The following is a 22090-nucleotide window of genomic DNA, read 5'->3' as shown; positions in this document are numbered from 1 at the left end:
GACCATGCGACCGTTGCTCGTGGCAATCCTCATGCTCCTGGTCGCCGGTTGCGATACGCCGCGAACCGGCCAGGTCGAGATCCGCAACGATCCCGGGTCGGGCCAGACCCGATGCGTCATGTCCGCGTGCTCGATCAGCTCGGTGCAGCCGGATATCGGACTGCATGGCCGCTGGTTCATGGACGCCGCCATCCTGCTGCCGAACCAGGGCTCCGCGCGCTACTTCAGCCTGACGGCCACGCTGGTCGCACCGCGGGAGATGCTGCCCGCGGGCGGTCCGGCGCGTCTGATCATCACGGCCGATGGCGAGGATCTGCTGTTCTCCACCGCCCAGCACCAGACCTTCGGTCGCCTCGACGACATGAACCAGCAGATGGCCTCGCCGGGCGAGGACCACACCGCGGGCGTCTGGCGCTTCGCCGTGACCCACGGCGATCTGCGGCGGCTGGCCGCCGCGGCCGAGGTCTCGCTGCGCCTGGAAGTGAGCGCCGCCGTCTTCAAGGGCCAGTGGCAGGCGAAACGTCGTGAACCGGTGGCCGAGCTGCTGGCCGACTGTCCGCTGGCAGACGCCGCGCCATGACGCTCACCGTCTGGCCCGATCATCCGGTCCCTTGCCCGGCGCGAAAGGAAGAACCATGAGGCGATGGCTGCTGACCAGCGGGCTGGTGCTGCCCTTGCTCGCGACCGCCGCGCCTGGCAGCGGAACGGCCGCGAGTATCGAGGACCAGCTCCTGCAGGCCGACCGGGATTTCGCGGTGGCCGCCGCCGAGCGCGGTCTCGAGGGCTGGCTCGCATTCATGGCCGACGACGTGGTGCGCCTGCCGGCCATGGGCGCGGCCGGGGTGGCGGGCAAGGCCGCGGTCAGCCAGCTCGATGCTTCGCTCTTCGCCCATCCCGAGCGCCGCTTGCGCTGGCAACCCACCCACGCCGGTGCTTTCCTCGACGGCCGGCACGGCTACACCACCGGCCGCTACCAGGTGGTCCAGCGTGGCGCCGGGGCGGCCGAGGAAGTTCTCGGCACGGGGACCTACCTCACCTGGTGGCGGCTCGACGAGGGGGGAGCGTGGCGTGTGATCCTCGACACCGGCACCCCCGACCCCGAGCCGGCGAAATAGGTGGCTGATTCCAGCGTTCGGCATCAAGATGTCAGGGAGGATCCCCGTCATTGAAACCAGGCCGGCAAGGAGGCGACCCGGTGCAGCGCAAACTCCCCCTCGTGCTTCCGCTCCTGCTAGCGCTGCTGGCCTGCACCAGCCCGGACGACTCCGCCGTCGTCGCGCCGCTGGTCGTGGATCCCGATCCGCTCCCCGAGTCCTTTCCGGTGGCGCTGCGCTTCGTCAACGTGGACGACGCGGACGTGCTCATCGTCAGCATCAACTACGTGGTGCACTGCCCCGACGAAACGGTTCCCCGCCACCAGTTCCGCAACTGGCAGCGTCCCCTGCCCGGCGAGGAGCTGGTCCTGGCCGGTCTCGATTCCATCAGCCGGGGTTGCGCGCTCGACGCCACCTTCGCGGTCTGCAAGTTCTGGAATCCCGCCGACGCCATGGCCAGCTGGCGGGCCTGGACCGTGGCCGGCGACACCGTCGGCCAGGCCGAGGACGTGAACCTCGTCTTCCGCTGGCCTGGCGACCGTTTCCTCTTTCACGAGATCGATTGGCCGCCAGCGGATCCCGTCAACCCCGGGGGAGTGGGCCATGCCGTGCCGCTACCATTTCGCCGGTGACCACGTGCTTGTCTGCGTCTTTGCCGGCGAGTACTCGCAGGAAGAAACACTCGCCAATTTCAGGGCGGGCCTGGACGACCCACGGGCCGCCGCCGGGGTCGATGTGCTCATCGATGTCACCGCGTCGCGGTCGGTCAAGGAGCCTGCGGAATTCGAACAGGTTGTCCAGCTCCTGAAGAGCCATGAACGCTTCCGTGGTCGGATCGCCGTGGTGCCCGCTGCCGATGATCCGCTGCGCTTCGGCTTGTCGCGACAGTTCGCTGCCTTGACCACCATGGATGGCGTGCCCATGGAGGTCCGCTCGTCCATCTCCGATGCCCTGACCTGGCTGACACGATCGCAAGCCGAGGCCGAGGGTTGACCACTCGCGAAAGGTCCCGCCCGTGCGCATGATCCCGTCCTTGCTCTGCTTGCTGTTGCTAGCGTCCTGCGCCGGTCGCCACGGTGTGGATGTTTCGCCCGAGGAGGCCACCCTGACCAGGGTGGGCCAGACGGCGCCCGGCGTGCAGGTGACCACCCTGTCCGGCGCTCCCTTCGACCTCGCCGCCCAGCGTGGCAAGGTGGTGCTGGTGAACTTCTGGGCCACCTGGTGTCCACCTTGCCGCGAGGAATTTCCCCACCTGCGCGACGAGGTCTTCGCGCGGTTCGGCGCGCGGGACGACTTCGTGCTCATCTCCATCGCGCGCGAGGAGACGGCCGAGAAGATCGCTCCCTTCGTGGCCGAGCACGGCTACGGGTGGACCTTCGCGCCCGACCCCGACCGGACGGTTTACGCCGGCTTCGCCGAGGCTTACATCCCGCGCAACTACGTGATCGGTCGCGACGGCACCATCGTCTATCAGGGGCAGGGGTACGAGGAGGAGGAGTTCGCGGGGATGGTCGCCGTGATCGCCGCATCGCTGCGCGCGGCGCCCTGACCATCGGGGTCGATCAGGATTTCTGGGCGTCGAAGCGATGGCGGCGGATGATCCGGGCCAGCAGCGACTCCTGCCGCGGCCGCACCTCCTCGAAGACGAACCCGGCCAGGTCCAGCTCGGGGTTGACGTCCTTGCCCACCCACACACACCGCGCATCGACGTGCAGCTCCTCGGGGCGGCCGTGGCCGTGATCGTCGACGATCACCAGGGTATGCTCGCTGTCCAGCTCCAACGGCCCCGCGGTGACCAGGCGCATGCCCTGGGTGGTGAGGTCGACGATGCGGCCGACCTCGCGGCCTGTCTCGGCGTGGCGGACCTCGAGATAGACGTTGAGCAGGTGTCGGTCGGCGCGGCGCTTGTCCATGACGGTGTCCTGGCTCCCTGGTGACGGCGGCTACGAAGGGCATCGTGTGTCGGTCAAGGTAGGGGTGAGATGGCGGTTCCGCATTCAGCCGGGCCCCTTGCGTCGGGTCGGGTGCTCGCTTATGAACACACCATGTCCGGATCGCTCAAGGCCAAGGACCTCAAACGTCTCGGCCTGTTCCACCCGAGTGGGCAGGTCCTCGCTCGGCGTGCGTGCCGCGAGGCAGCTCGACGGGGACAGGACCGTACCGATCAGAAGCGGGCGCTGCAGGCCTTGCTCCGCGAACCGGGCCTGTTCCTGGATCACGAGATCTGGGGCAATCTGGCGCGGCTGCTCGCCGCCGGGCCTGATACCGGGCCATCCGGCGGACCCGACGCCAGTCCACGGCCCGACACGGCCCGCCGCCGCGGCGGCCCCGCCCCCTGGCGCCAGTGGGGCCAGGACATCGACGCCCAGGCCATCCAGCAGATGCGCGACGCCGCCAGCCTGCCCATCGCCGTCGCGGGCGCGCTCATGCCCGACGCCCACGTGGGCTACGGCCTGCCCATCGGCGGCGTGCTGGCCACCGACGGCGCGGTCATCCCGTACGCGGTCGGTGTCGACATCGCCTGCCGCATGCGCCTGAGCGTGCTCGACTGGCCGGTCACCAGCCTCGACAGCCGGCGTGAGCGCCTCCGCACGGCCATCGCGCAAGAGACGCGCTTCGGCGGTGGCGCGGCGTTCACCGCGGGGGAGCGCCGACGCCACGACGTCCTGGACGCCGACTGGTCGGTCAGCCCCGTCACGCGCCGGGATCGCGACCTGGCCTGGGCCCAGCTCGGCTCCAGCGGCAGCGGCAACCACTTCGTGGAGTTCGGCCGCCTCATCCTCGACCGTCCCGAACTGGGTCTGGCCGCCGGCACGTACCTCGCCCTGCTCAGCCACTCGGGCAGCCGCCGCACGGGCCTGGACGTGGCCAACCACTACTCGCGCCTGGCCGCCGACCTGCATCCCGAACTCCCGCGTCAGCTGAGCCGTCTGGCCTGGCTCGACCTGCGCAGCGAGCCCGGCCAGGAGTACTGGGCGGCCATGCAGCTCATGGGCCGCTACGCCGCCGCCAACCACGAACTGATCCACGGCCACATCCTGCGGACCCTGGGCGCCGAGACGCTGGCCACGGTGGAGAACCACCACAACTTCGCCTGGCTCGAGGAGCACGCCGGGCGCGAGGTGGTGGTCCACCGCAAGGGCGCCACCCCGGCCGACGTCGGCGAGCTGGGGGTGATCCCCGGTTCCATGGCCACGCCGGGCTGGGTGGTCCGGGGCCTGGGAGCTGCCGCGAGCCTGCGCTCGGCGAGCCATGGCGCCGGGCGCGCCATGGGACGGGCCGAGGCCAAGCGGCGGTTGCGGCAGGCGGACGTCGTACGCCTCCTGCGGGAGCGGGGCGTGGAGATCATGGGGGCGGGGCTCGACGAGGCGCCCCAGGCCTACAAGGACATCGGCCAGGTCATGGCGGCCCAGGCCGACCTGGTGGCTCCGCTGGCGCGCTTCGATCCGGTGCTGGTGCGGATGGCGGGCGGCCTGCTCGTCGGCTGACGATCAGGCCAGCAGCCGGTCGCCGTTGGGCATCATGTCATCCGGAGGGGGGTATCCGCGATCCTGACGGAAGTCGATGCGCTGGCACCGACTCCGCCGCGCTCCATGACAATAGAGGCGGATGAGCGCCTGGCAGGTGTCGGGCAGATCCAGGCCGAATTTCTGGAAGAAAGGGCAGCGATCGAGCTTGGGGCAGACGTCCACCGGTGTCATCTCCTTGTAGTTGCCTATGATATATCGAGACAGCTGCAGAAATCTTTAGCCTCAACCCGCATGTCCTTTGGAGCGAGGGCGGCCTTGTCTCCCGACGGCCTGACTCCTATGATTTCGGGTTCATCCCCCAGGAAAGGCGCTCCATGGCCCTGCTGCAGCCCATGTCCCTGGCGATCGGCCTGATCCTGCTGTGCGGACTCGCGCTGGCCGCCGGACAGTCCCGCCGCGAGGGTGATACGGCGGCAGCCGGTCGGCTACTGGGCGCCACGCCCTGGTTGGCGGCGCCCTGGCTGCTGGCTGGACTGATGGTCGCGCCGTGGGCACCCTGGCTCGCCGCCGGGCTGCTGGCGGTGGTGGCGGTGCTGGGTGCGGTGGTGCTCCTGCCCGTGGGCAATCCCCGGGCGGCCGCCGATCCCGTGCCCGCCGTCCGCCTCGACGAGCGCGACACCATGTTCAGCCGCGCCGAACTCGCTCCCGGCAGCGAGCGCTACCAGGCGCACTACGAGCGCCGGCCCGACCATCGCGCCCCCGACGATCGCTGGCGGACCCGGCCCGGCCTGCTGGCGGCGGGAGCGCACCATCATCACACGTTGCAGTTCGAGGCGGCCGAGGCGAGCTTCGCCACCGTGGCCGAGCTGCACCCGCTGGTGGACGGGGAGCCGGCGCCCGAACCCCAGGACCTGGACCCCGCCACGGCCACCGCGTTCCTCAAGGGCTGGGGCCGCAAGCTCGGCGCGCTGGAGGTGGGGATCACACGGCTCGCGCCGCACCACCTCTACAGCGTGTCGGGCCGCGGCGACCGTTACGATCAGCCCGTGGCGCTGGACCACCCCTGGGCCATCGCGCTGACCGTGGAGATGGACAAGGACGCCCTGGACCACGCGCCGGCCGGCCCGGTGGTGATGGAGTCGGCGCAGCAATACCTGGCCTCCGGCACCATCGCGGTCCAACTGGCGCTGCTGATCCGACGGCTCGGCTGGCGGGCACGGGCACATATCGACGGCAACTACCTGCTCTGCTGCCCGCTGGTGGCCCGGGATGCCGGGCTCGGCGAGATCGGCCGCATGGGCCTGCTCATGACCCCGCGCCTGGGCCCCCGGGTTCGCGTGGCGGTGGTGACCTGCGACCTGCCCCTGGTCGCCGACCCGCGCTGTCCCGATCCCACCGTGCATGATTTCTGCCTGGTCTGCGAGAAGTGCGCCGAGGTCTGTCCGGGACAGGCGATTCCCCGCGGCGAGCCGCTCGAGGTGGACCGGATCCGGCGCTGGCGCATCGACCAGGCCGCTTGCTACAGCGTGTGGTGCGAGATCGGCACCGACTGTGGTCGCTGCGTGGCGGTCTGCCCCTACAGCCATCCCGACACCTGGCTGCACCGGCCCGTGCGCTGGGCGATCCGGCGCTCGCGGGCGGCGCGCTGGCTGGCCTTGCGCGCCGACCATCTGCTCTACGGGAGGCGGCCGGCCTCGCGCGCGCCCACGGGCTGGTGGATCGGCCGCTAGATGAAACACCCTTGCGCCACCAGCGTTTTCTACGGAGCGTTAACCCCTTGACCGGATCGGCAAGCATCCGCCGCCCGGCTCTCTTCTCGACCTCTGGAGGCCCCAGGTCCATGGCTGCCGCGTCCCACCCAGCATCCGCCAGCGGAAATCCCGTCTGCATCGCCCATCGCGGCGCCAGCGGCCAGGAACCCGAGAACACCCTGCGCGCCTTCGCTCTCGCCCTCGACCAGGGGGCGACCTGGCTCGAACTCGATGTGCATCTCGTGCACGACAACCTCCTCGTGATCCACGACGATACGGTCGACCGCACCACCAACGGCAGCGGTCTGCTGACCGATCTGACCCTGGGCGACCTGCGGGCGCTGGATGCCGGTCGCGGCGAGCGCATCCCCTACCTCGAAGAGGTGATGGACCTGGCGGCGGGCCGGGCGCGGCTGAACATCGAGCTGAAGGGACCGGGCACGGCGGCGCCCACGGTGGCCGTGGTGCAGGAGAAGGTGGCAGCGGGACGCTGGCAGCCGAACCAGGTCGTGCTCTCCAGCTTCGACTGGGATGCCCTCGCGGTGGCGCGGCAGCTCGAGCCCGCCATCCCGGTGGCGCCACTGGTGGGCAAGGCCGCCGGCGCCGAGGTCCTCGAGGTGGCCGACCGCCTCGGCGCCGAGGCGCTGCACGTCTCGCGCTGGTCGGCGCGGGCGAAGCTGGTGGCGGCAGCCCACGACCGCGGTCTGCAGATCCGGGTCTTCACGCTCAATCAGGACTGGGAGTTCGACCTCATGCGCCGGCTGGGCGTCGACGGCTTCTTCACCGACTTCCCCGAGCGGGCCCTGGCCTGGAGTGCGCGGCCTCCCCGGGCGACGCAACCGGTCTGAGCCCACCGCGCCGCGCCGCCGGCTTGACATCTGGGACCGCGGCGCTAACCTCGGAGGACCACCTTCCTACCGGGACAAGGATGCCATGTTGAAGACGGATCTCGTACGCCTCGCCAGCCTCGTTCTGCTCATCACCCTGTTCGCCGGCCAGGCCTGGGCCGCCGAGGAGCCCGACCTGCCCCTGGTCGACGGCGACTTCGCGGCGGCGATCCTGGTCGACGCCCAGAGCGGCATGCCGCTGGCCGCCAAGAATCCCGACCAGCGCCGCCAGCCCGCCTCCATGCTCAAGATGATGACCGAATTGATCATCCTCGAGCGCGTGGCCGAGGACGACATCGCCATGACCGACACGGTGACGGTCTCGGCCCGCGCCAGCCGCATGGGCGGTTCCCAGGTCTACCTCAAGCACGGCGAGCGCTTTACCGTGGAGGAGCTGTTGGCCGCGCTGGCCATCCATTCGGCCAACGACGCCGCCGTGGCCCTGGCCGAGCACACCGCCGGCAGTGTCGAGGCCTTCGTCGACCTGATGAACTACCGGGCGCGCGATCTCGGCATGACCAGCAGCGAGTTCCACAGCGTCCACGGCCTGCCGCCCGGCCGCGGCCAGTCCCCCGACATGACCACGGCCCGGGACATGGCCGTGCTCGGTCGCGCCCTGCTGCAGCATCCCGAGGCGCTGGAGTGGTCGAGCCAGAAGACGGCGCCCTTCCGCGACGGCAAGTTCACGCTCTACAACCCCAACAAGCTGGTGGGGAATTACCGCGGGCTCGATGGCCTGAAGACCGGCTATCACGGGCAGGCGGGCTACTGCGTCACCGCCACCGCCGTGCAGAAGGACGTGCGCCTGATCTCGGTGGTTATGGGCTGTCCCACCGATCGGGGGCGCGCCACCGAGACCACCCGGCTCCTGAGTTACGGCTTCAACCTGTACCAGCCGGTCACCCTGGTGGCCGAGGCGGGCGTGCCCGTCGAGGGTGCCGTGGCGGTGGCCAACGGCAAGTCCGCCGATATCGGCCTGGTCTATGCATCGCCGCTGGTGGTGGCCATTCCGCGCGACCGCGCGGGTGATGTGCAACTGCGACGCCAGGTGGAGACGCCGATCCCGGCGCCGGTGGCCGCGGGCGAGAAACTCGGCGAGGCGGTGGCCGTCCTCGACGGCTACGAGCTCGGTCGGGTCGACCTCCTGGCCGCCGAGACCGTGGAGAAGGGGAACTGGTTCCACCGCCTGTTCCATTGAGCCGCCGGCAGGGCGAGGGAGGGCGAGCATGAACGGCCAATCCGGTGCAGCCGCCCCACGGTCGGGGGTCTTCGCGATCCTGGCGGTGGTCGCGCTGGTGATCGGGTCGCTCGGCGGTTGTCAGCCCCGGACGGCCCCGCGCGTGCAGTATCCCGACGCCGTGCGCTATGCCGCCACGAGGGACTCCCTCGGTCTGGACGCCTTCGCCGCGCTCTCCGCCAGCGAAGTCCAGGCGCGTCGCGGCGAGGCGGCCACCTGGCGCGCTCGCGCCCTCCAGGCCGAGACCATCAGCGAGGAGTTGCAAGCGCTGCGCACGGCCACGGGCCTGGATCCCGGCGATGCGGCGAGCTGGCTGCGATTGGCCGAACGCACTCGCTGGTACGGCGACTACACCCAGACCGAGGACGCGCTGGTGGCCTGCCGCCAGGCCCTGCCCCTGGTCACCGAGCGCCGCCGCCAGCTCGCGGCCGCCGCCGCGGTCTGTGCCTCGTGGCTGCGCTACGACCGTGGCGAGTGGAAACGCGGCCTGGCCTGGGCCGACAGTGCGGCCACGAGCGGCGCGGACGCCGACGAGGTCCAGCTCCTGCGCGCGCTGCACCTGGCGGGCCTCGGCCGCAACTACCGCGCCGAAGACATCGCCCACCGCTTCGCCCAGCGCGACCACCGGCCGCACTGGATCTACGGCGTCTCGTACTGGCGCCGCGGGGGGCCCCAGCCGGCCCACGGCATCTTCACCGGCACGGCCAGCGCCATCTCCTCCGACGCCAACGACTTCGTCAAGGGGCAGATGCGCCCCACCACGGTCCACGCCGCCGAGGCCTACCGCGATTTCGCCACCGTGGAGGAGATGCTCGAGAACTGGTGGGTCGCCGAGCAGCAATACGAGTTCAGTGCCGGTTTCGTCCCCGACATCGAACGCGCCGATGTCGTCCGACGCGACGTGCCGCCCCTGGCGCGCGGCGCCAGGCCGATGCCGGTCTGGCTGGCCTTCGATCGCTTCTTCGTCACCGGTTCGCTGTCGGGCTACGTCAACCTGGCGTTCCAGCGCTTCGAGGCCGCCACCGAGTCCGTCGCCCGTGAATTCTGGGGCGCCGCGGTGGTGGATGCGGCGGGTTCGCTGGTGCGCCTGGATGTGGACCAGGCCTGGGCCCGGCGCGCCCGCGGCCTGGTGCTGGCGCGCTACGAGGGCAAGCAGGTCCAGGCGCGCACCGACCTCGCCGCCGCCTGGCGCTGGTTCGAGAGCCACCGCGTCGACGATCTGCGCACCGTCACCACGCTGGCCCACCTCTTCCTGCAGGCCAACCGGCCCGCCCGGGCACGACCGCTCCTCGAGCGCGCCACCGAGATCGACCCGGATCGCGCCCAGTCCTGGAGCGACCTGGGGCTGGCCTACATCCACCTGGGCGAGGTCGAGCCGGCCATGGCGGCCCTCGAACGGGCCCTCACCCTGGACGAGAACCTGGCGGTGGCCTGGTACAACCGCGGGCTCTTGCGCTACCACCTGGAAGATCTCCCGGGCGCGGTGAGCGATCTGGAGCGCGCGCACCAGCTCGCCCCCGACGATCCCGGCATCGCGGGGCTGCTCGAGCAACTGCGCCGTCGACTTCCGCAGCCATGAATCCCATCTTCGTGATGCGTCCGTGATAATCGGCTGCTAGAATCGCCCGTCGTCCACGCTGCATACATGCCCTGTTCGGCTGGAACCGGCCCCCTTCGGCTGGAACCAGACCTGGAGGTCTCATGCGTTCCCGATCGTTGCTGGCCCTCGCCGCCCTCGCCCTGCTGCTGCCCGCCCAGGCCTCGGCCGCGTCCCGGCCGGAGCTCGTGATCCGCGTCGGGGGCACCGCCACCACCGTCCACCAGGACGATCTCTACTCCGACGCGCGCGAGGGTCTGGCCGTGGGCGCGGGCTCGGTGCTGCCGCTCGGCAAGGGCTGGGCCCTGCTGCCGGAGATCTGGTACCAGCAGAAGGGTTTCAAGTCCGGCACGCTCTGGGAACAGATCCACCTCGAGCAGAAGACCTCGGTGATCACGGTACCGGTGCTGGTGAGCTACCTGTTCCCCGCGCGACGCCTGGTCTCGCGGGTCTACGGCGGACTGGCCGTGGACTTCCTGCTGACGTCGGAGACCCGCGAGAGGGGTGAGAACTGGGTGGACGTGAAGGATCACGACGAGAGCGTGAGCCTGGGCCTGGTCCTCGGCGGCGGCACGCACATCGGCTGGCTGGACCTCGATATCCGCTACCAGCACGGCGTGACGAGGACGACGAATTTCGACTATCCCCAGTTCCGGGACGTGGTCTCGGTGAACCAGGAATTCGATGACGCATTCGACCGGACCTGGACGCTGTCCGCCGGATTCTGGTTCTAGGCCGGGACGCCTATTTTCGCTGGCATCGGGGCGGGCCGGACCCTAGGATCTGCTGACGACTCCCCCATCCGGGCCGCCCGGGGACGGCCCGACACGCTTGCGGCCCGCGCGCTGCGAACGTGTTCGACCTTCCCCATCTGGAGGATTCCATATGCCGCGCAAGTTCGTGATCGTCCTGATTGCCCTGTCACTGGTGGCGGGTACCGCCTCGGCCCAGTTGCTGCCCAGCTTCGGCGTCAAGGGCGGCCTCAACTTCTCCAACATCAACGTCAGCGACTTCGATGCCTCGACCCGGACCGGTTTCGTGGGCGGCGGGTTCGTGAACCTGGCCTGGCCCGGCCTCAATCTCCAGGGCGAGGTGCTCTACACCACCAAGGGCTTCAAGCAGGGTGCTGTCCTCGCCACGCAGAAGTCGGATTACCGCGTCCACTTCATCGAGATCCCGGTGATGCTGCGGATCGGACTGCCCGTGCCCGCGGTGACGCCGGCGATCTACATCGGCCCGGCGATCAGCTTCCCGCTCAAGGCCGAGATCAAGCCCGAGAACGGCGACTGGGTCGACGTCAAGGACGATGCCGAGAGCTCGGTCTGGAGCCTGGTCTTCGGCGCCGAGGTGACGCTCATGGACACGCTCATCGTCGAGCTACGCTACGATCTGGGGATGGGTGCGATCCACAAGGCGTCGGTGGGCGAGAACGTCAGCCTCGAGGAGGACGTCAAGGATCGGACCCTGTCCTTGATGGCCGGGATCAAGTTCTAGCGAACGCCGCGCATCTGGCAGAAAAGGTCCCCGGATTCCAGGATCCGGGGACCTTCTCGTTGTCGTAGCGGCTCAGCGCAGGTGGCTGGCGCCGAAGACGTCGATCACGCCGCCGGTGAGCGCATCGGCCCGCCCGCTGACCGCCAGCAGGATGGTCCAGGCCAGTTCCTCGGCCTCCACCACCCGGCCCATGGGGAACTGGGCGCGGATCTCGGCGCCTCCGGGGCCCTGCAGGTGCTGGCGCGTCATGTCGGTCTCCACCCAGGCCGGCGCCACGGTGATCACCTTGATTCCGCGCGGTGCCAGCGCCACCGCCAGCGACTGGCCCAGGGCGTTGAGCCCGGCCTTGCTCGCGCCGTAGGCCGGCGCCTCGGCCTCGCCGCGGTAGGCGCCGCGGCTGCTGACGTTGACGATGTAACCGTGGTTGGGCTCGAGGAACGCGATGGCGGCGTTGCAGATCAGCGCGGGCGCCGTGAGGTTGATGGCGATGGTGCGGTCCCAGAGATGCTGCCAGTGTTCGCTGCTCTCGCCCAGCCGCGGCATGGGCTCGTAGATGCCGGCGTTGTTGATCACCATGTCCAGGCCGCCCAGGGCGTCGGCGGCGCGGCCGGGGAGCGCGGCGGCCTCGTCCGGGTGGGCGAGGTCGGCGGTCAGGACGACGTGCCCTTCGCCGGGCAGGTGCGCGGCCACCTCCTGGGCCTTGCGTTCGAGGGCGCGGGAGTGGACGGCGACGCGGGCGCCGTGCCTGGCCAGCAGCGTGGCGATGGTGCGGCCGAGGCCGCGGCTGCTGCCGGTGACCAGGGCGCGGCGGCCGGTGATGTCGAGGTCGGTGGGGGTCATGGTTGCCTCCTGTGCGGGTCCTGCGCGCATCATAGTAGCGTTCGGAGCGCCGGTCAAACGGACCGCGCCCCCGGCCACGGGAGGCCGGGGGCGCGGGGGATGCCGCGTCTGCGCTAGTTGCGGTCGCGCGGGAAACGCTTCATCTCGGGCAGTTCGATGGGCTCCTGCCGGATCTTCTCCAGCAGCACCTCCACCGCCTTCTCGAGCTGCGGATCCCGGCCGGCGATCTCCTCGTGGGGCAGGTTGTCGACCACGATGTCGGGGTCGACGCCGTGGTTCTCCACCACCCACTCGCCGTCGAGGCTGTAGATACCGAACTCGGGGAAGGTGACGTTGCCGCCGTCGAGCAGCGGGATGCCGCGGCTGATGCCCACCAGGCCGCCCCAGGTCCGCGTGCCGATCACCGGTCCCAGCTCGTAGGCCTTGAAGTAGTAGGGCAGCGCGTCGCCGCCGCTGCCGGCGTACGAGTTGCTCACCATGGCCAGGTGTCCCAGGAACGCGGTGCCCGGCGTGCGCCAGTCCTGGCCGTAGCGCGGCCGCCACAGGTTCACCAGGCGCTGGCGCAGGATGTTCATGAAGAAGTCGGGAATGAAGCCGCCGCCGTTGAAGCGCTCGTCGATGATGAGCCCGTCCTTGCGAAGGTTGGGATAGTAGCCCTTGGCGAATCCCTGCTGCCCGCCGACCGCGGTGTTGGGCAGGTGCAGGTAGCCGATCTTGCCGCCCGAGAGCTCGTCGACGCGGCGGCGGTTGGCCTCGACCCAGGCGGTGTAGCGCAGGTCGCTCTCGCTGCGGATGGGCTCGACCGTGATCTCGCGGCTGTCGTCGCCGCCCTTGTCGGGCCCCACGGTCAAGGTCACCTGCTCGCCGATCTTGTCCACCAGCAGGCTGTAGGGGTTCGTGGGGGCCTTCAACTCGACGCCGTCGATGGCCAGGAGGTACTCGCCCACGGCCACGGTATGGCCGGGTCCGAAGAGCGGGGTCTCGGTGCCGCCGTTCCAGTCTCGCTCGGTGAAGACGCGGGCGATGCGGTAGCGGTCCTCGCCCTTCTCCAGGGCGAAGTCGCAGCCCAGCAGCCCGGTGCCGATGCGCTCGGCCCGGGGCCGGTCGCCGGGCCGCGCATAGGCATGGCCGGCGTTCAGCTCGGCGATCATCTCGCCCACCAGGTAGGTGAAGTCCGAGCCGTGGCTGACGTAGGGCAACAGGTCGCTGTACCGATCCCAGACCTTGTCCCAGTCGACCTGGTGCAGGTCGGGGTCGTAGAAGAAGTCGCGCTCGAGGCGCCAGGCGTCGCGTAGCATCTGGCGGTACTCGGCCCGCGGGTCGATCTGGGCCTTCATGTCGCCGGTGCGCAGCGGTTTCTCGGCGGGCTTCTGGTCGGCCTTGGCGTCGACCAGGCCGAGCTGGCCGTTCATCATGTAGAGGATCTTCTCGCCGTCGGCCGAGAGATCGTAGCCGTTGATCCCCGCGAGCACGGTCTTCTCCTCGCGCTCCGCGAGGTCGAAGAACTTGAGCGCGGTGCTGGCGGCGCCGTTGCCGCGGCCGCCGCCGGCGGCGAAGGGGCGGCTGAGATAGAAGAGCTTGCCGCCGGAGAAGCGCAGGCTGTAGTAGTTGCCCGGCGCCACGTCGAGGGCCACCATGCGGTCGGCGAGGCCTTCGAGGTCGATGATCAGGCTCTCGTCCTTCTCCTCGTCCTCATCCTCGTCCTCGTCCTTGGCGTCCTCGTCCTTCTCCTCGTCATCCTTCTTCTCGGTGTCGTCCTTCACCGCGACCTCGTCGGTCTCCGGCGGGAACGGGTGCGCCACGTCCTCGCGCAGGGTCACCAGGTAGAGGCCGTCCTGGTTGGCCCAGATCGGCTTGAGATCGAAACCGCCGATGGTGGGGTTGAAGTGGCGCGCCGAGGCGAAGAACAGGTACTTGCCCTCGTCGTCGAAGCAGGGCTGGGTCTCGTCGGTGAAGTCGTCGGTGACCTGGTGGACCTGGCCGGCCGCGACGTCGTAGAGCTTGAGCGCGCTGAAACCGTTGGCCTCGCGGCGCGTGTAGGCGACCCAGTCGCTGCCGGGGCTCCAGGCCGCCTGGACGATGGGGCCGGCGATGCCCTGGTCAATGGTCCGGCGGTCGCCGTCCTCGGCGTCGACCAGCAGCAATTCCATGGCCGCGGTGCTCACCAGCAGGTGCTTGCTGTCGGGGGCCCAGGTCATGCCGTAGACCCAGCCGCCCAGGCCGCGGGTCAGGCGCTTCTCCTCGCCGCTGCCGTCGGCGGGCCGTACGTAGACCTCGTACTCGCCCGAGCGGTCGCCGAGATAGGCGATGGTCTTGCCGTCGGGCGACCACACGGCCTCGCGCTCGCGGATGTCAGGGGTGGCGGTGAGGTTGCGCACGGGGCCCTTCTCCGCGGGCACGGTGTAGATGTCGCCGCGGGCGCCCACCACCACACGCTTGGCGTCGGGTGCGATGCCGGCGCCGCGCAGCCACTCGTCGACGCTCTTCAGGTGCGCCCGCGACCAGACGTTGTCGCTGCGCAGGGCGATCTTCAGGCGCCGCGGGCTGGGCTTGGCCGCGGTGAGGTCCAGGGTGTAGAGCCAGCCGCCGTTCTCGTAGACGATGGCGTCGGGGCCGAGGCTGGGGTACTTGACGTCGTACTGGTCGTGGCGCGTGACCTGGCGGTGCTCGCCGCTGGCCTCGTCCCAGGCCCAGATGTTCAGCCGGCCGTCCTCGCGGTCGCTGGCGTAGTAGATGGTGCCGCCGCGCCACATGGGGAAGTTGTCGGTGCCGATCCAGTCGGTGACCTGACGGGTGTCGTTGGCGGCGAAGTCGTAGATCCAGATGTTCTGGGCCATGCCGCCCTTGTACCGCTTCCACGTGCGCTGCTCGCGGGTGATGCGGTTGAAGGCCAGGCGCTTGCCGTCCGGGCTCCAGCTCGAGAGGCCGGCTGTGGGCAGGATCATCTTCTCGGGCAGGCCGCCCTCGCGGTCCACCGTGTAGAGCTGGAAGTCGCGGCCGGTATGGCTCTGGCGCGCGGACTGGAAGCGGATGCGATGGCCGTCGGGCTCCCAGTCGATGACCCGATCCCAGCCGGGATGGTAGGTCAGCCGGACCGGCTCGCCGCCCGCGGCGGGCATGACGAACACGTCGTGATTGCCGTCGTACTCGCCGCTGAAGGCGATCCACTCACCGTCGGGGCTGAACTTGGGACTGCTCTCGAAGCCCACCGAGCTGGTGAGGCGCCGGGCGTCGCCGCCCTGGGCGGAGACGGTCCACAGGTCGCCGGCGTATACGAAGACCAAGGTGTCCTGATGGATGTCCGGCATGCGCAAGAGGCGCATGTCGTCGAGGTTGGGCTGGTCGGTGGCTGCGCTGGCCAGGCTGGCCAGGAGCAGCACGGCAAAAAGCGCCGGCAGACGTCGCATGGGTGACCTCCGGATCGGTTCTGGGCATCGGGCAGAAATGAAACGGGCCGGCCGGGGCCGGACCGCCGGACAATATACGCGAAAACCCCCACCCGGTTGCAACCGGGCGGGGGTCTCGGCGGGACGTGGTCCTACTTCGCGGGCAACGCCTGCGGTGCCTGGGTGACGGCCCGGGCGCGCTGCGGACTCACCTTCAGCACGCCTTCCGAACCCCAGGCCACGGTGGCCACGGTCCAGACCTCCCCGTCGGTGATGGTCTGCTCGAAGACCTCGACCTGTTCCTCGGGGGTGCCCTCGTGCAGCGTGAGCATGACCGTGCAGTGGCTGGGCAGCTCGGTGCCGTGGTCGCTGTAGTAGTGGATCTGCACCAGGTAGTCGCCGGCGGGCAGGTCGCTCTCGCCGGTGATGTTCTCGGGCCCGTAGCCGGTGACGTCGTCCACGTCGAGCTCCAGACCGCTCGCGGTGGTCTGGTTGGCGTAGAAGCACTTCTCGCCGTCGGGGTCGGTGACCCAGAGGTCGACATCGGTGCCGTTGGTGTCCCAGAACAGGGTGACGCGGAAATCGGCCCGCGCGATGGCGGCCATGAATCCGGCACGGGCGGTCTCGCGCCGACTACCGCTCTCAGCCGCCAGTTCGAGGTGCAGACGCCGGGGCTCCTCGCTGCCGGGCAGGATGATCACCTGCTCGAAGACTCCGCTCTCCAGCGGCAGCGTGTAGATGTGGTTGAGGTCGCGGTCGATGGACAGCTGGGCCGTGGCCAGCGAGGGGTTGGCCACGGTGCCGGAGACGGTCAGGATGCGGCTCATGACCGGCGAGGTGATGTAACCCAGCTCGACGTAGAAGTCGACGCGATAATCCAGTTCCTGGACCAGGGTCTCGCCGCCCGAGGTGAAGCCGAAGTCGATCCTGGCCCGGGGCTGGTCCCAGTCGACGGGGATGGTCACCGGCACCTGCCAGCGCGTCTGCTGGCCGGCGCTGAAGGTCCAGGTCTCCGAGGCCACGTTCAGCGCGAGACCGTCGCGCCCGACGGCGCTGGCGGTGCCCACCACGTCGTGATCGCTGCGGTTGGCCACCCAGTACTGCAGCGTGCAGGATTCACCCGGGTTGAAATGGTAGTCGGGCAGCTGCTCGCCGAGCCAGTCGGTGCGCACGACCCGCACGTCGAAGGGGGTGACCTCCACCAGCACCGAATCGGTGGCGGTGTTGCCGTGGGGATCGCTGACCGTACCGACGACCATGACCGGACCGGCCGCGGTGGGGATGAACGAGCACTCGGGTCCCGACTGCGACACGCCGGTCACCGCAGCGGTGCGGAATTCCCAGGCGAAGTTCAAGGGGTCGCCGGCGGCGCTGGCCGCCACGGCGGTCACCGTGACCTGGGCGCCCACACCGGCCATGCCCGGCGCCTCGAGGCCCTCGAGGATCAGCGGCTGCGTGGCCAGGTCGTACAGCGTCAGCGGCACCACCAGGCCGTCACTGGTGGCGACATCGCCGGCCACCGCCCGCGCCAGTCCCTCGACCACGGCGAGGATGTCGTAGGTGCCGTGCGGCACCTCGAGCAGGACCTGGGCGGCGGCGTCCGTGAGGAGCGCCAGCCGCGGGGCGTCGTTGGGCTGGCCCTGACGGCGCAGCAGCACGGCGGCCGCTCCGGACACCGCGGTGCCCGTCTCGGGGTCGACGAGCTGGAGCGTGAGGTCGTCCAGAGAGGGCGCCCCCTCGGTGACGCCGGTGAGATGCGTGGCGAGGCCATCGAGCGGGGTCCCGCCGGCGCCCACGGTGGGGAAGAGTTGCAGCTGGCCGAGGGCGGCATACTCGAGCAGGTCCATGGTGGCGGTGAGCTCGGCGGCGTCGAAAGCGGGGACCGCGGCGCGGCACTGGCGCCTGAGGGCCGAGTCGCCGTCGAGGTCGGTGTAGGCCGCCGCGCTGGCGATGTCGTCCAGGGGCAGCAGGCCACCGTGGTCGTTCCCGGCCTGAATGGCCTCGATCACCAGGGCGTCGCGGGCGGCGAGCCGCTGCTGGAGCGCCTGGACCAGGGTGCCGTCGAGGGGGATGGTGCCGTCGGGGTCGCTGATCAGGGCGCCGTGCAGGCCGTGCAGGCCGCCCAGCACCTGCCATGACAGGATCAACGCCTCGCCGCCGGTCCGGGCGCACTGGACGGCGGTGTTTAGCATGTCCAGCGCGGTGGCCAGCGCCTCGTCGGTGACCTGGGCCTTGTTGCCGCCATAGGCGGAGACGGCCTGTTCGAGGTCGTGCCAGGCCTCCAGCCGGGTGGCGGCCAATTCGCAACCGGCGGCGAAGTCCATCGCGGCGCCCAGGGTCGAATCGGCGGGCACGGAGGTGTTTGCCGCCAGCAGGGCAAAGGCTTCCCAGAGGTCGGTGGTGGCGGAGAGGGCGTCACCGGCGCCTGTCCCGGCCGACCAGTATCCAGCCAGGGCCTGGGCGGTGCCGGGATCGGTGATGTCGCCGGGGCCGTCGCTGTCGTCATCGTCGCTGGAACAGGCGAGGAACAGCACCAGGGCGGCCAGCAGCAGGGCGAAGGGGAACAGGCGAAGTGAACGCATGGGATCCTCCCGGAAACGCGTGATCACGGCACGGGAGGTCGTCCCGTACGGATTCGGGGAGGATTGATGCCAGATGCGTGCCAAAGGCGGGCGCCGGAACGGGAGGCCGCGGCCCGAGCGCCGTGGCCCCCCGGAAAGACGCGTCAATCGAACAGGCGCTTGACCTCGCTCCAGGTCGTGTTCTCCACCGACACGCCCTCCTGGACGTCCACGCGGAAGGCGCTGGCCGTCTCGTCCGAGATGGACAGCCAGTCCTCGCCCTCGCGACGCATGGCGTGAGGGCAGGTGAAGCCCGGCGCGGGATTCATGCACCAGCCGCACCAGGTGGTCTCGGTGGCGGCCACGGCCCACAGCCAGTAGGGCTGCCCGGCCTCGAGCATGATGGTGGCGTCGCTGGTCAGGTGGTGCGGCGGGTTCCACTGCGACCAGGAGCCGAATTCGGTGAGCGACCATTCCGCCAGCACGTCCTCGGGCTGCGGGGGCGTGTCGTAGGCGCCGGTGGCCAGGTAGAGCGTCACCGCGTCGACGCCCGCATCCAGGGGCACGTACCACATGGCGACCCAGATGTCGGTGAGCATGCCGCCGGTCTGGGGCGTGAAGAGCATGGCCTGCTCCACGCCGAACTGGGCGGCGACGTTCTCACCGGCCACGGTCCAGCCCAGGCCCCAGTTGTAGTCGAAGCCGTCGTGGTCGGGGCCGAAGTTGTCGTAGACGGTCAGGGCCGGAGCGGTGGCCGGGGCGAGGCAGACGAGGGCGAGGCAGAGGAGGGCGAGGTGGAGTTTGCGATCGGTCATGGGAAACCCCCTGGCAGCGAGAAGATGGGGCGCTTGCCGGGGGATGCTACCATGATCGGGAATAAAATGAAATCAGGGAGTCAATACGAGGCTGCGCGCTCCACCGCCGGTGTCGTACCGTCCTGCACGTAGACCCGCAGCCGCCAGAGCAGCAGACCCAGGAATCCGACCCCCGCCACCACGTCCCCGACGGCGAACCCGTACCAGCCGCCCGCGAGTCCCGCCAGCTGGATCCCCACCCAGACGCCCAGGGGCTCGCAGACCACGCGCAGCACGCTGTTGGGCACCATGCCGGCCAGGCCGTTGCCCCGGGCCTGGAACCAGAAGGCGACGATGTTGACCACGCCCAGCATGGGCCGGGTCAGCGTTCCCCAGCGCACCAGCGGAGCGCCCGCCGCCACCACCGCGGCCTCGTCGGTGATCCAGTGCAGGGCCCATTCGGGGAAGAGGACGATGGGCAGCGACAGGGTCGTCACGAGCAGGAGGGAGAAGCGCAGGGTGGCCAGGGTGATCTCGCGCACCCGCTCGCGGTGCCCGGCGCCGTGGTTCTGGCCCACCATGATCATCATGCTCATGCTCAGGCCGAGAGCGGGCAGGAAGACGATGCTGTGGATCACGCGCGCCGCCGAGTACCCGGCCACGGCGGCGGTGCCGTACACCGCCACCATGGCGTTGATCAGGAAGACCGACACCGGCAGCGCCAGGTTGGCCAGCGATGCCGGGCCGGCCACCTGCACCAGGTCGCGCAGGAGCGCGGGGGTGAAGCGCCAGGCGCCGCGGACCAGCTTGACCTTGCGGTCGCGGGCGGTGATCAGCTCGCGCAGCACCATGAGCGAGGCGACGGCGAAGCTCACCACCGTGGTCACCGCCGCACCGGCCACGCCCAACCGCGGGAAGGGGCCCGGTCCGAAGATGAACAGCGGATCCAGCACGATGTTCAGCACCAGCCCCACCGCCATCACCTTGAACGGGAAGGCGGTGTCGCCCTCGCCGCGGAAGAGCGCGTTGACGCTCATGGCGAAGAGGCTGAAGAATCCGCCCAGGAAGTAGATCAGGCCGTACTCGCGGGCCATCTGGCGGACGGAGGGGTCGGTCCCGGACGAGCGCAGGGTGGGCTCGAGCCAGAGCAGCGCCATGCCCACCGGGATCAGGATCACCGCGAGCAGGGCCGCCATCAGGATCGCGTGCAGCAGCAGGTTGGGCGCCTCGTCCTCGCGGCCACCGCCGATGAGGCGCGAACAGGTGCTGGTGCAGGCCGAGCCCAGCGCGCCGCCGAAGGTGTGCAGCAGGTAGGTCACCGGGAAGGCCAGACCGACCGCGGCCATGGCCTCGGTGCTGAAACGGCCGAGGTAGAACATGTCGACCAGGCCGAAGAAGGTCACCAGGACCATGGCCAGGATCATGGGCACGCTCAACCCGAGCAGGGTGGGCGTGACCTTGCCCTCGAGGATGGGGCTGGGGCCGTCGCCGCGGTGGCGGCGGCCCAGCGAACGGAAGCGGTCGAGGAAGGATGGCACCTGGTCAGTCGTCCTTGGGCTGGGGCAGGTCGTCCGGCGAATTCGCGACACCGTAGACGAAGCCGGCAACGGCCGCCACGTTGGCCGCGAGTTCGTCGGGATCCACGGCCTCGAACACGTCGGCCGGGCTGTGGTGAACGCCCATGTAGGGTGCGCCGTGGACGCGGTGCCCCACGCCGAGGACGCCCGCTTCCACCAGCGGACCGATGTCCACGCCCGCCCAGCCGGCGTAGACCGAATCGGCGCCCACGGCGGCCAGCGGCGCGGTGTACGGGACCAGCGCGGCGATGGCGGTGGAGTCGGCGCGGACCGAGAAGCCGGCCGGGGCGAAGCTGCCCGCGTCGCTCTCGAGGGCCAGCACGTGCTGCGGGATCTCGCCGGCGTGGGCCTCGCGATAGGCCTGGCCACCCTGGCCGCCGTACTCCTCGCTGGTGTACAGGACCACGCGGACGGTGCGGCGGGGACGCAGCTCCAGGTCGTGCAGCACCTTGAGCGCGGCCACCATGATGACGCAGCCGCCGCCGTCGTCGTGGGCGCCGCCGCCGGTGTCCCAGGCGTCGAGATGGCCGGCGAGGAGCACGATCTCCTCGGGCTTCTCGCGGCCGCGCAGCTCGCCGATCACGTTGGCGCACGGGCCGTCGGGGAGGTTCTCGGCGTCCATGGCGAGCTGCACCCGCGGCCGGACGCCCGCAGCGGCGAGGCGGTGCAGGAGCGCCGCGCCCTCGGCGGTGAGCGACGCCGCGGGGATGCGCGGCTGCTGGTCGTCGTAGCGCATCACCCCGGTGTGGGGAGTGTTCTGGCCGAATCCGGCCGGCCGGATGAGCGCCGCCACGGCGCCGTGCTCGGCGGCCCGGCTGGCCGCGTGGGCCCGGTACTGGACGTTGGCGCCGTAGTTCTCCCAGGGCGGGTCGAAGAGCACGATCTTGCCCGGGACCTCGTCCCGGCGCGCGGTCAGTTCGTCCCAGTCGGCGACCGCGAGCACCTCGGCCTCGAGGATCTCGCCGCCGGTGCCGTCGCTGCGGCCCAGTCCGAGCATGCCCAGCGGCGCCACGTAGGGATGGACGAGCCGGGCCCATTCCCGGCCGCGTTCCCAGCGCGGAACGGTCACCGGCTCGAGCCACACGCTGTCGGCGCCGGCGGTGCGGAGCCGTCGCTCGGCCCAGGCGTGGGCGCGCCGCATGCCCTCGCTGCCGGCCAGCCGCGGGCCGACCTCGTCGCAGAGTTCGCGCAGGGCGTCGCGGGCGAAGGTGTCGGCCAGGGCCTGGGCGATGATGACGGCGGTGGTCTCGTCGGTGGTGGTCGCTGGTCCGGTCGCGGCCTCGGGATGGGTTCCGCAGGCGGCCAGCGGGAGGAGGACGGCCAGCAGGCAGGGGAGGATCCGGATCACGAGGCACCTCGCCATCGAATGGGGTCCGTGGGTGATGGTCGGATGACCTGACAA

Annotated in this window: 20 protein-coding genes; 12 read left to right on the top strand and 8 right to left on the bottom strand. The window is 70.3% G+C overall.

The genetic code is table 11. From position 1 onward, the window contains the following. Positions 1-4: 4 nt before the first annotated feature. The 5 genes from IFSED24_RS11860 to IFSED24_RS11840 all read left to right on the top strand — a co-directional run bounded on the left by IFSED24_RS11860 (position 5) and on the right by IFSED24_RS11840 (position 2643). On the top strand, positions 5-580 hold the full coding sequence (locus IFSED24_RS11860; protein WP_491331676.1) for a hypothetical protein: 576 nt from the start codon (positions 5-7) through the stop codon (positions 578-580). A gap of 55 nt (positions 581-635) precedes the next feature. After that, the gene (locus IFSED24_RS11855; protein ID WP_491331675.1) at positions 636-1115 is read left to right on the top strand and encodes a DUF4440 domain-containing protein; all 480 of its coding nucleotides are present in this window, start codon (positions 636-638) and stop codon (positions 1113-1115) included. 80 nt (positions 1116-1195) lie between these two features. Further along, positions 1196-1726 (top strand): hypothetical protein, encoded by a 531-nt coding sequence (locus IFSED24_RS11850; protein WP_491331674.1) that lies wholly within the window; start codon positions 1196-1198, stop codon positions 1724-1726. Next, positions 1698-2087 carry a hypothetical protein gene (locus tag IFSED24_RS11845; protein WP_491331673.1) on the top strand — a complete coding sequence of 130 codons (390 nt, stop codon included), beginning with the start codon at positions 1698-1700 and terminating at the stop codon, positions 2085-2087. Before IFSED24_RS11850 ends, IFSED24_RS11845 begins: the two co-directional genes overlap by 29 nt. A 28-nt stretch (positions 2088-2115) precedes the next feature. After that, a complete protein-coding gene (locus tag IFSED24_RS11840) occupies positions 2116-2643 on the top strand; it encodes a TlpA family protein disulfide reductase (protein ID WP_491335052.1) in 528 nt (175 codons plus the stop codon). A 13-nt stretch (positions 2644-2656) separates the two neighbouring features. Here IFSED24_RS11840 and IFSED24_RS11835 read toward each other — a convergent pair whose 3' ends face one another. Beyond that, positions 2657-3007, bottom strand: coding sequence for a PilZ domain-containing protein (locus tag IFSED24_RS11835; protein WP_491331672.1), 351 nt, complete (start codon positions 3005-3007; stop codon positions 2657-2659). A 132-nt stretch (positions 3008-3139) separates the two neighbouring features. On the opposite strand from IFSED24_RS11835, the gene IFSED24_RS11830 reads away from it, so the two are divergent. Then, positions 3140-4582 (top strand): RtcB family protein, encoded by a 1443-nt coding sequence (locus IFSED24_RS11830; protein WP_491331671.1) that lies wholly within the window; start codon positions 3140-3142, stop codon positions 4580-4582. Between the two features lie 3 nt (positions 4583-4585). Here IFSED24_RS11830 and IFSED24_RS11825 read toward each other — a convergent pair whose 3' ends face one another. Then, positions 4586-4786, bottom strand: a complete 201-nt coding sequence (locus IFSED24_RS11825) for a hypothetical protein (RefSeq protein WP_491331670.1) — start codon at positions 4784-4786, stop codon at positions 4586-4588. Between the two features lie 152 nt (positions 4787-4938). Between IFSED24_RS11825 and IFSED24_RS11820 the strand changes: the two genes are divergently transcribed. The 6 genes from IFSED24_RS11820 to IFSED24_RS11795 all read left to right on the top strand — a co-directional run bounded on the left by IFSED24_RS11820 (position 4939) and on the right by IFSED24_RS11795 (position 11530). After that, complete coding sequence (locus IFSED24_RS11820) at positions 4939-6294, top strand: 4Fe-4S dicluster domain-containing protein (protein WP_491331669.1); 1356 nt, start codon at positions 4939-4941, stop codon at positions 6292-6294. Between the two features lie 110 nt (positions 6295-6404). After that, on the top strand, positions 6405-7163 hold the full coding sequence (locus tag IFSED24_RS11815; protein ID WP_491331668.1) for a glycerophosphodiester phosphodiesterase: 759 nt from the start codon (positions 6405-6407) through the stop codon (positions 7161-7163). 85 nt (positions 7164-7248) lie between these two features. Further along, the gene (locus tag IFSED24_RS11810) at positions 7249-8400 is read left to right on the top strand and encodes a D-alanyl-D-alanine carboxypeptidase family protein (RefSeq protein WP_491331667.1); all 1152 of its coding nucleotides are present in this window, start codon (positions 7249-7251) and stop codon (positions 8398-8400) included. A 28-nt stretch (positions 8401-8428) separates the two neighbouring features. Then, on the top strand, positions 8429-10018 hold the full coding sequence (locus IFSED24_RS11805; protein ID WP_491331666.1) for a tetratricopeptide repeat protein: 1590 nt from the start codon (positions 8429-8431) through the stop codon (positions 10016-10018). Between the two features lie 122 nt (positions 10019-10140). Then, on the top strand, positions 10141-10770 hold the full coding sequence (locus tag IFSED24_RS11800; protein ID WP_491331665.1) for a porin family protein: 630 nt from the start codon (positions 10141-10143) through the stop codon (positions 10768-10770). A 151-nt stretch (positions 10771-10921) separates the two neighbouring features. Then, on the top strand, positions 10922-11530 hold the full coding sequence (locus IFSED24_RS11795; protein ID WP_491331664.1) for a porin family protein: 609 nt from the start codon (positions 10922-10924) through the stop codon (positions 11528-11530). Between the two features lie 72 nt (positions 11531-11602). On the opposite strand, the gene IFSED24_RS11790 is transcribed toward IFSED24_RS11795, so the two are convergent. The 6 genes from IFSED24_RS11790 to IFSED24_RS11765 all read right to left on the bottom strand — a co-directional run bounded on the left by IFSED24_RS11790 (position 11603) and on the right by IFSED24_RS11765 (position 22036). Next, positions 11603-12370 (bottom strand): SDR family NAD(P)-dependent oxidoreductase, encoded by a 768-nt coding sequence (locus IFSED24_RS11790; RefSeq protein WP_491331663.1) that lies wholly within the window; start codon positions 12368-12370, stop codon positions 11603-11605. A gap of 113 nt (positions 12371-12483) precedes the next feature. After that, positions 12484-15777: a S41 family peptidase gene (locus tag IFSED24_RS11785; RefSeq protein WP_491331662.1), complete on the bottom strand. Its 3294-nt coding sequence runs from the start codon at positions 15775-15777 to the stop codon at positions 12484-12486. A 131-nt stretch (positions 15778-15908) separates the two neighbouring features. Beyond that, complete coding sequence (locus IFSED24_RS11780) at positions 15909-18338, bottom strand: DUF2135 domain-containing protein (protein ID WP_491331661.1); 2430 nt, start codon at positions 18336-18338, stop codon at positions 15909-15911. A 143-nt stretch (positions 18339-18481) separates the two neighbouring features. After that, a complete protein-coding gene (locus tag IFSED24_RS11775) occupies positions 18482-19132 on the bottom strand; it encodes a hypothetical protein (RefSeq protein ID WP_491331660.1) in 651 nt (216 codons plus the stop codon). Between the two features lie 80 nt (positions 19133-19212). Continuing rightward, positions 19213-20649 (bottom strand): MATE family efflux transporter, encoded by a 1437-nt coding sequence (locus IFSED24_RS11770; protein ID WP_491331659.1) that lies wholly within the window; start codon positions 20647-20649, stop codon positions 19213-19215. A gap of 4 nt (positions 20650-20653) precedes the next feature. Beyond that, entirely contained in the window at positions 20654-22036 is a 1383-nt protein-coding gene (locus tag IFSED24_RS11765) for a M20/M25/M40 family metallo-hydrolase (protein ID WP_491331658.1), read from the bottom strand. Between the last annotated feature and the right edge of the window lie 54 nt (positions 22037-22090).

This window comes from Candidatus Latescibacter sp. IFSED24 (assembly GCF_058273205.1).
This window is presented reverse-complemented; position numbering and strand designations above follow the sequence as displayed.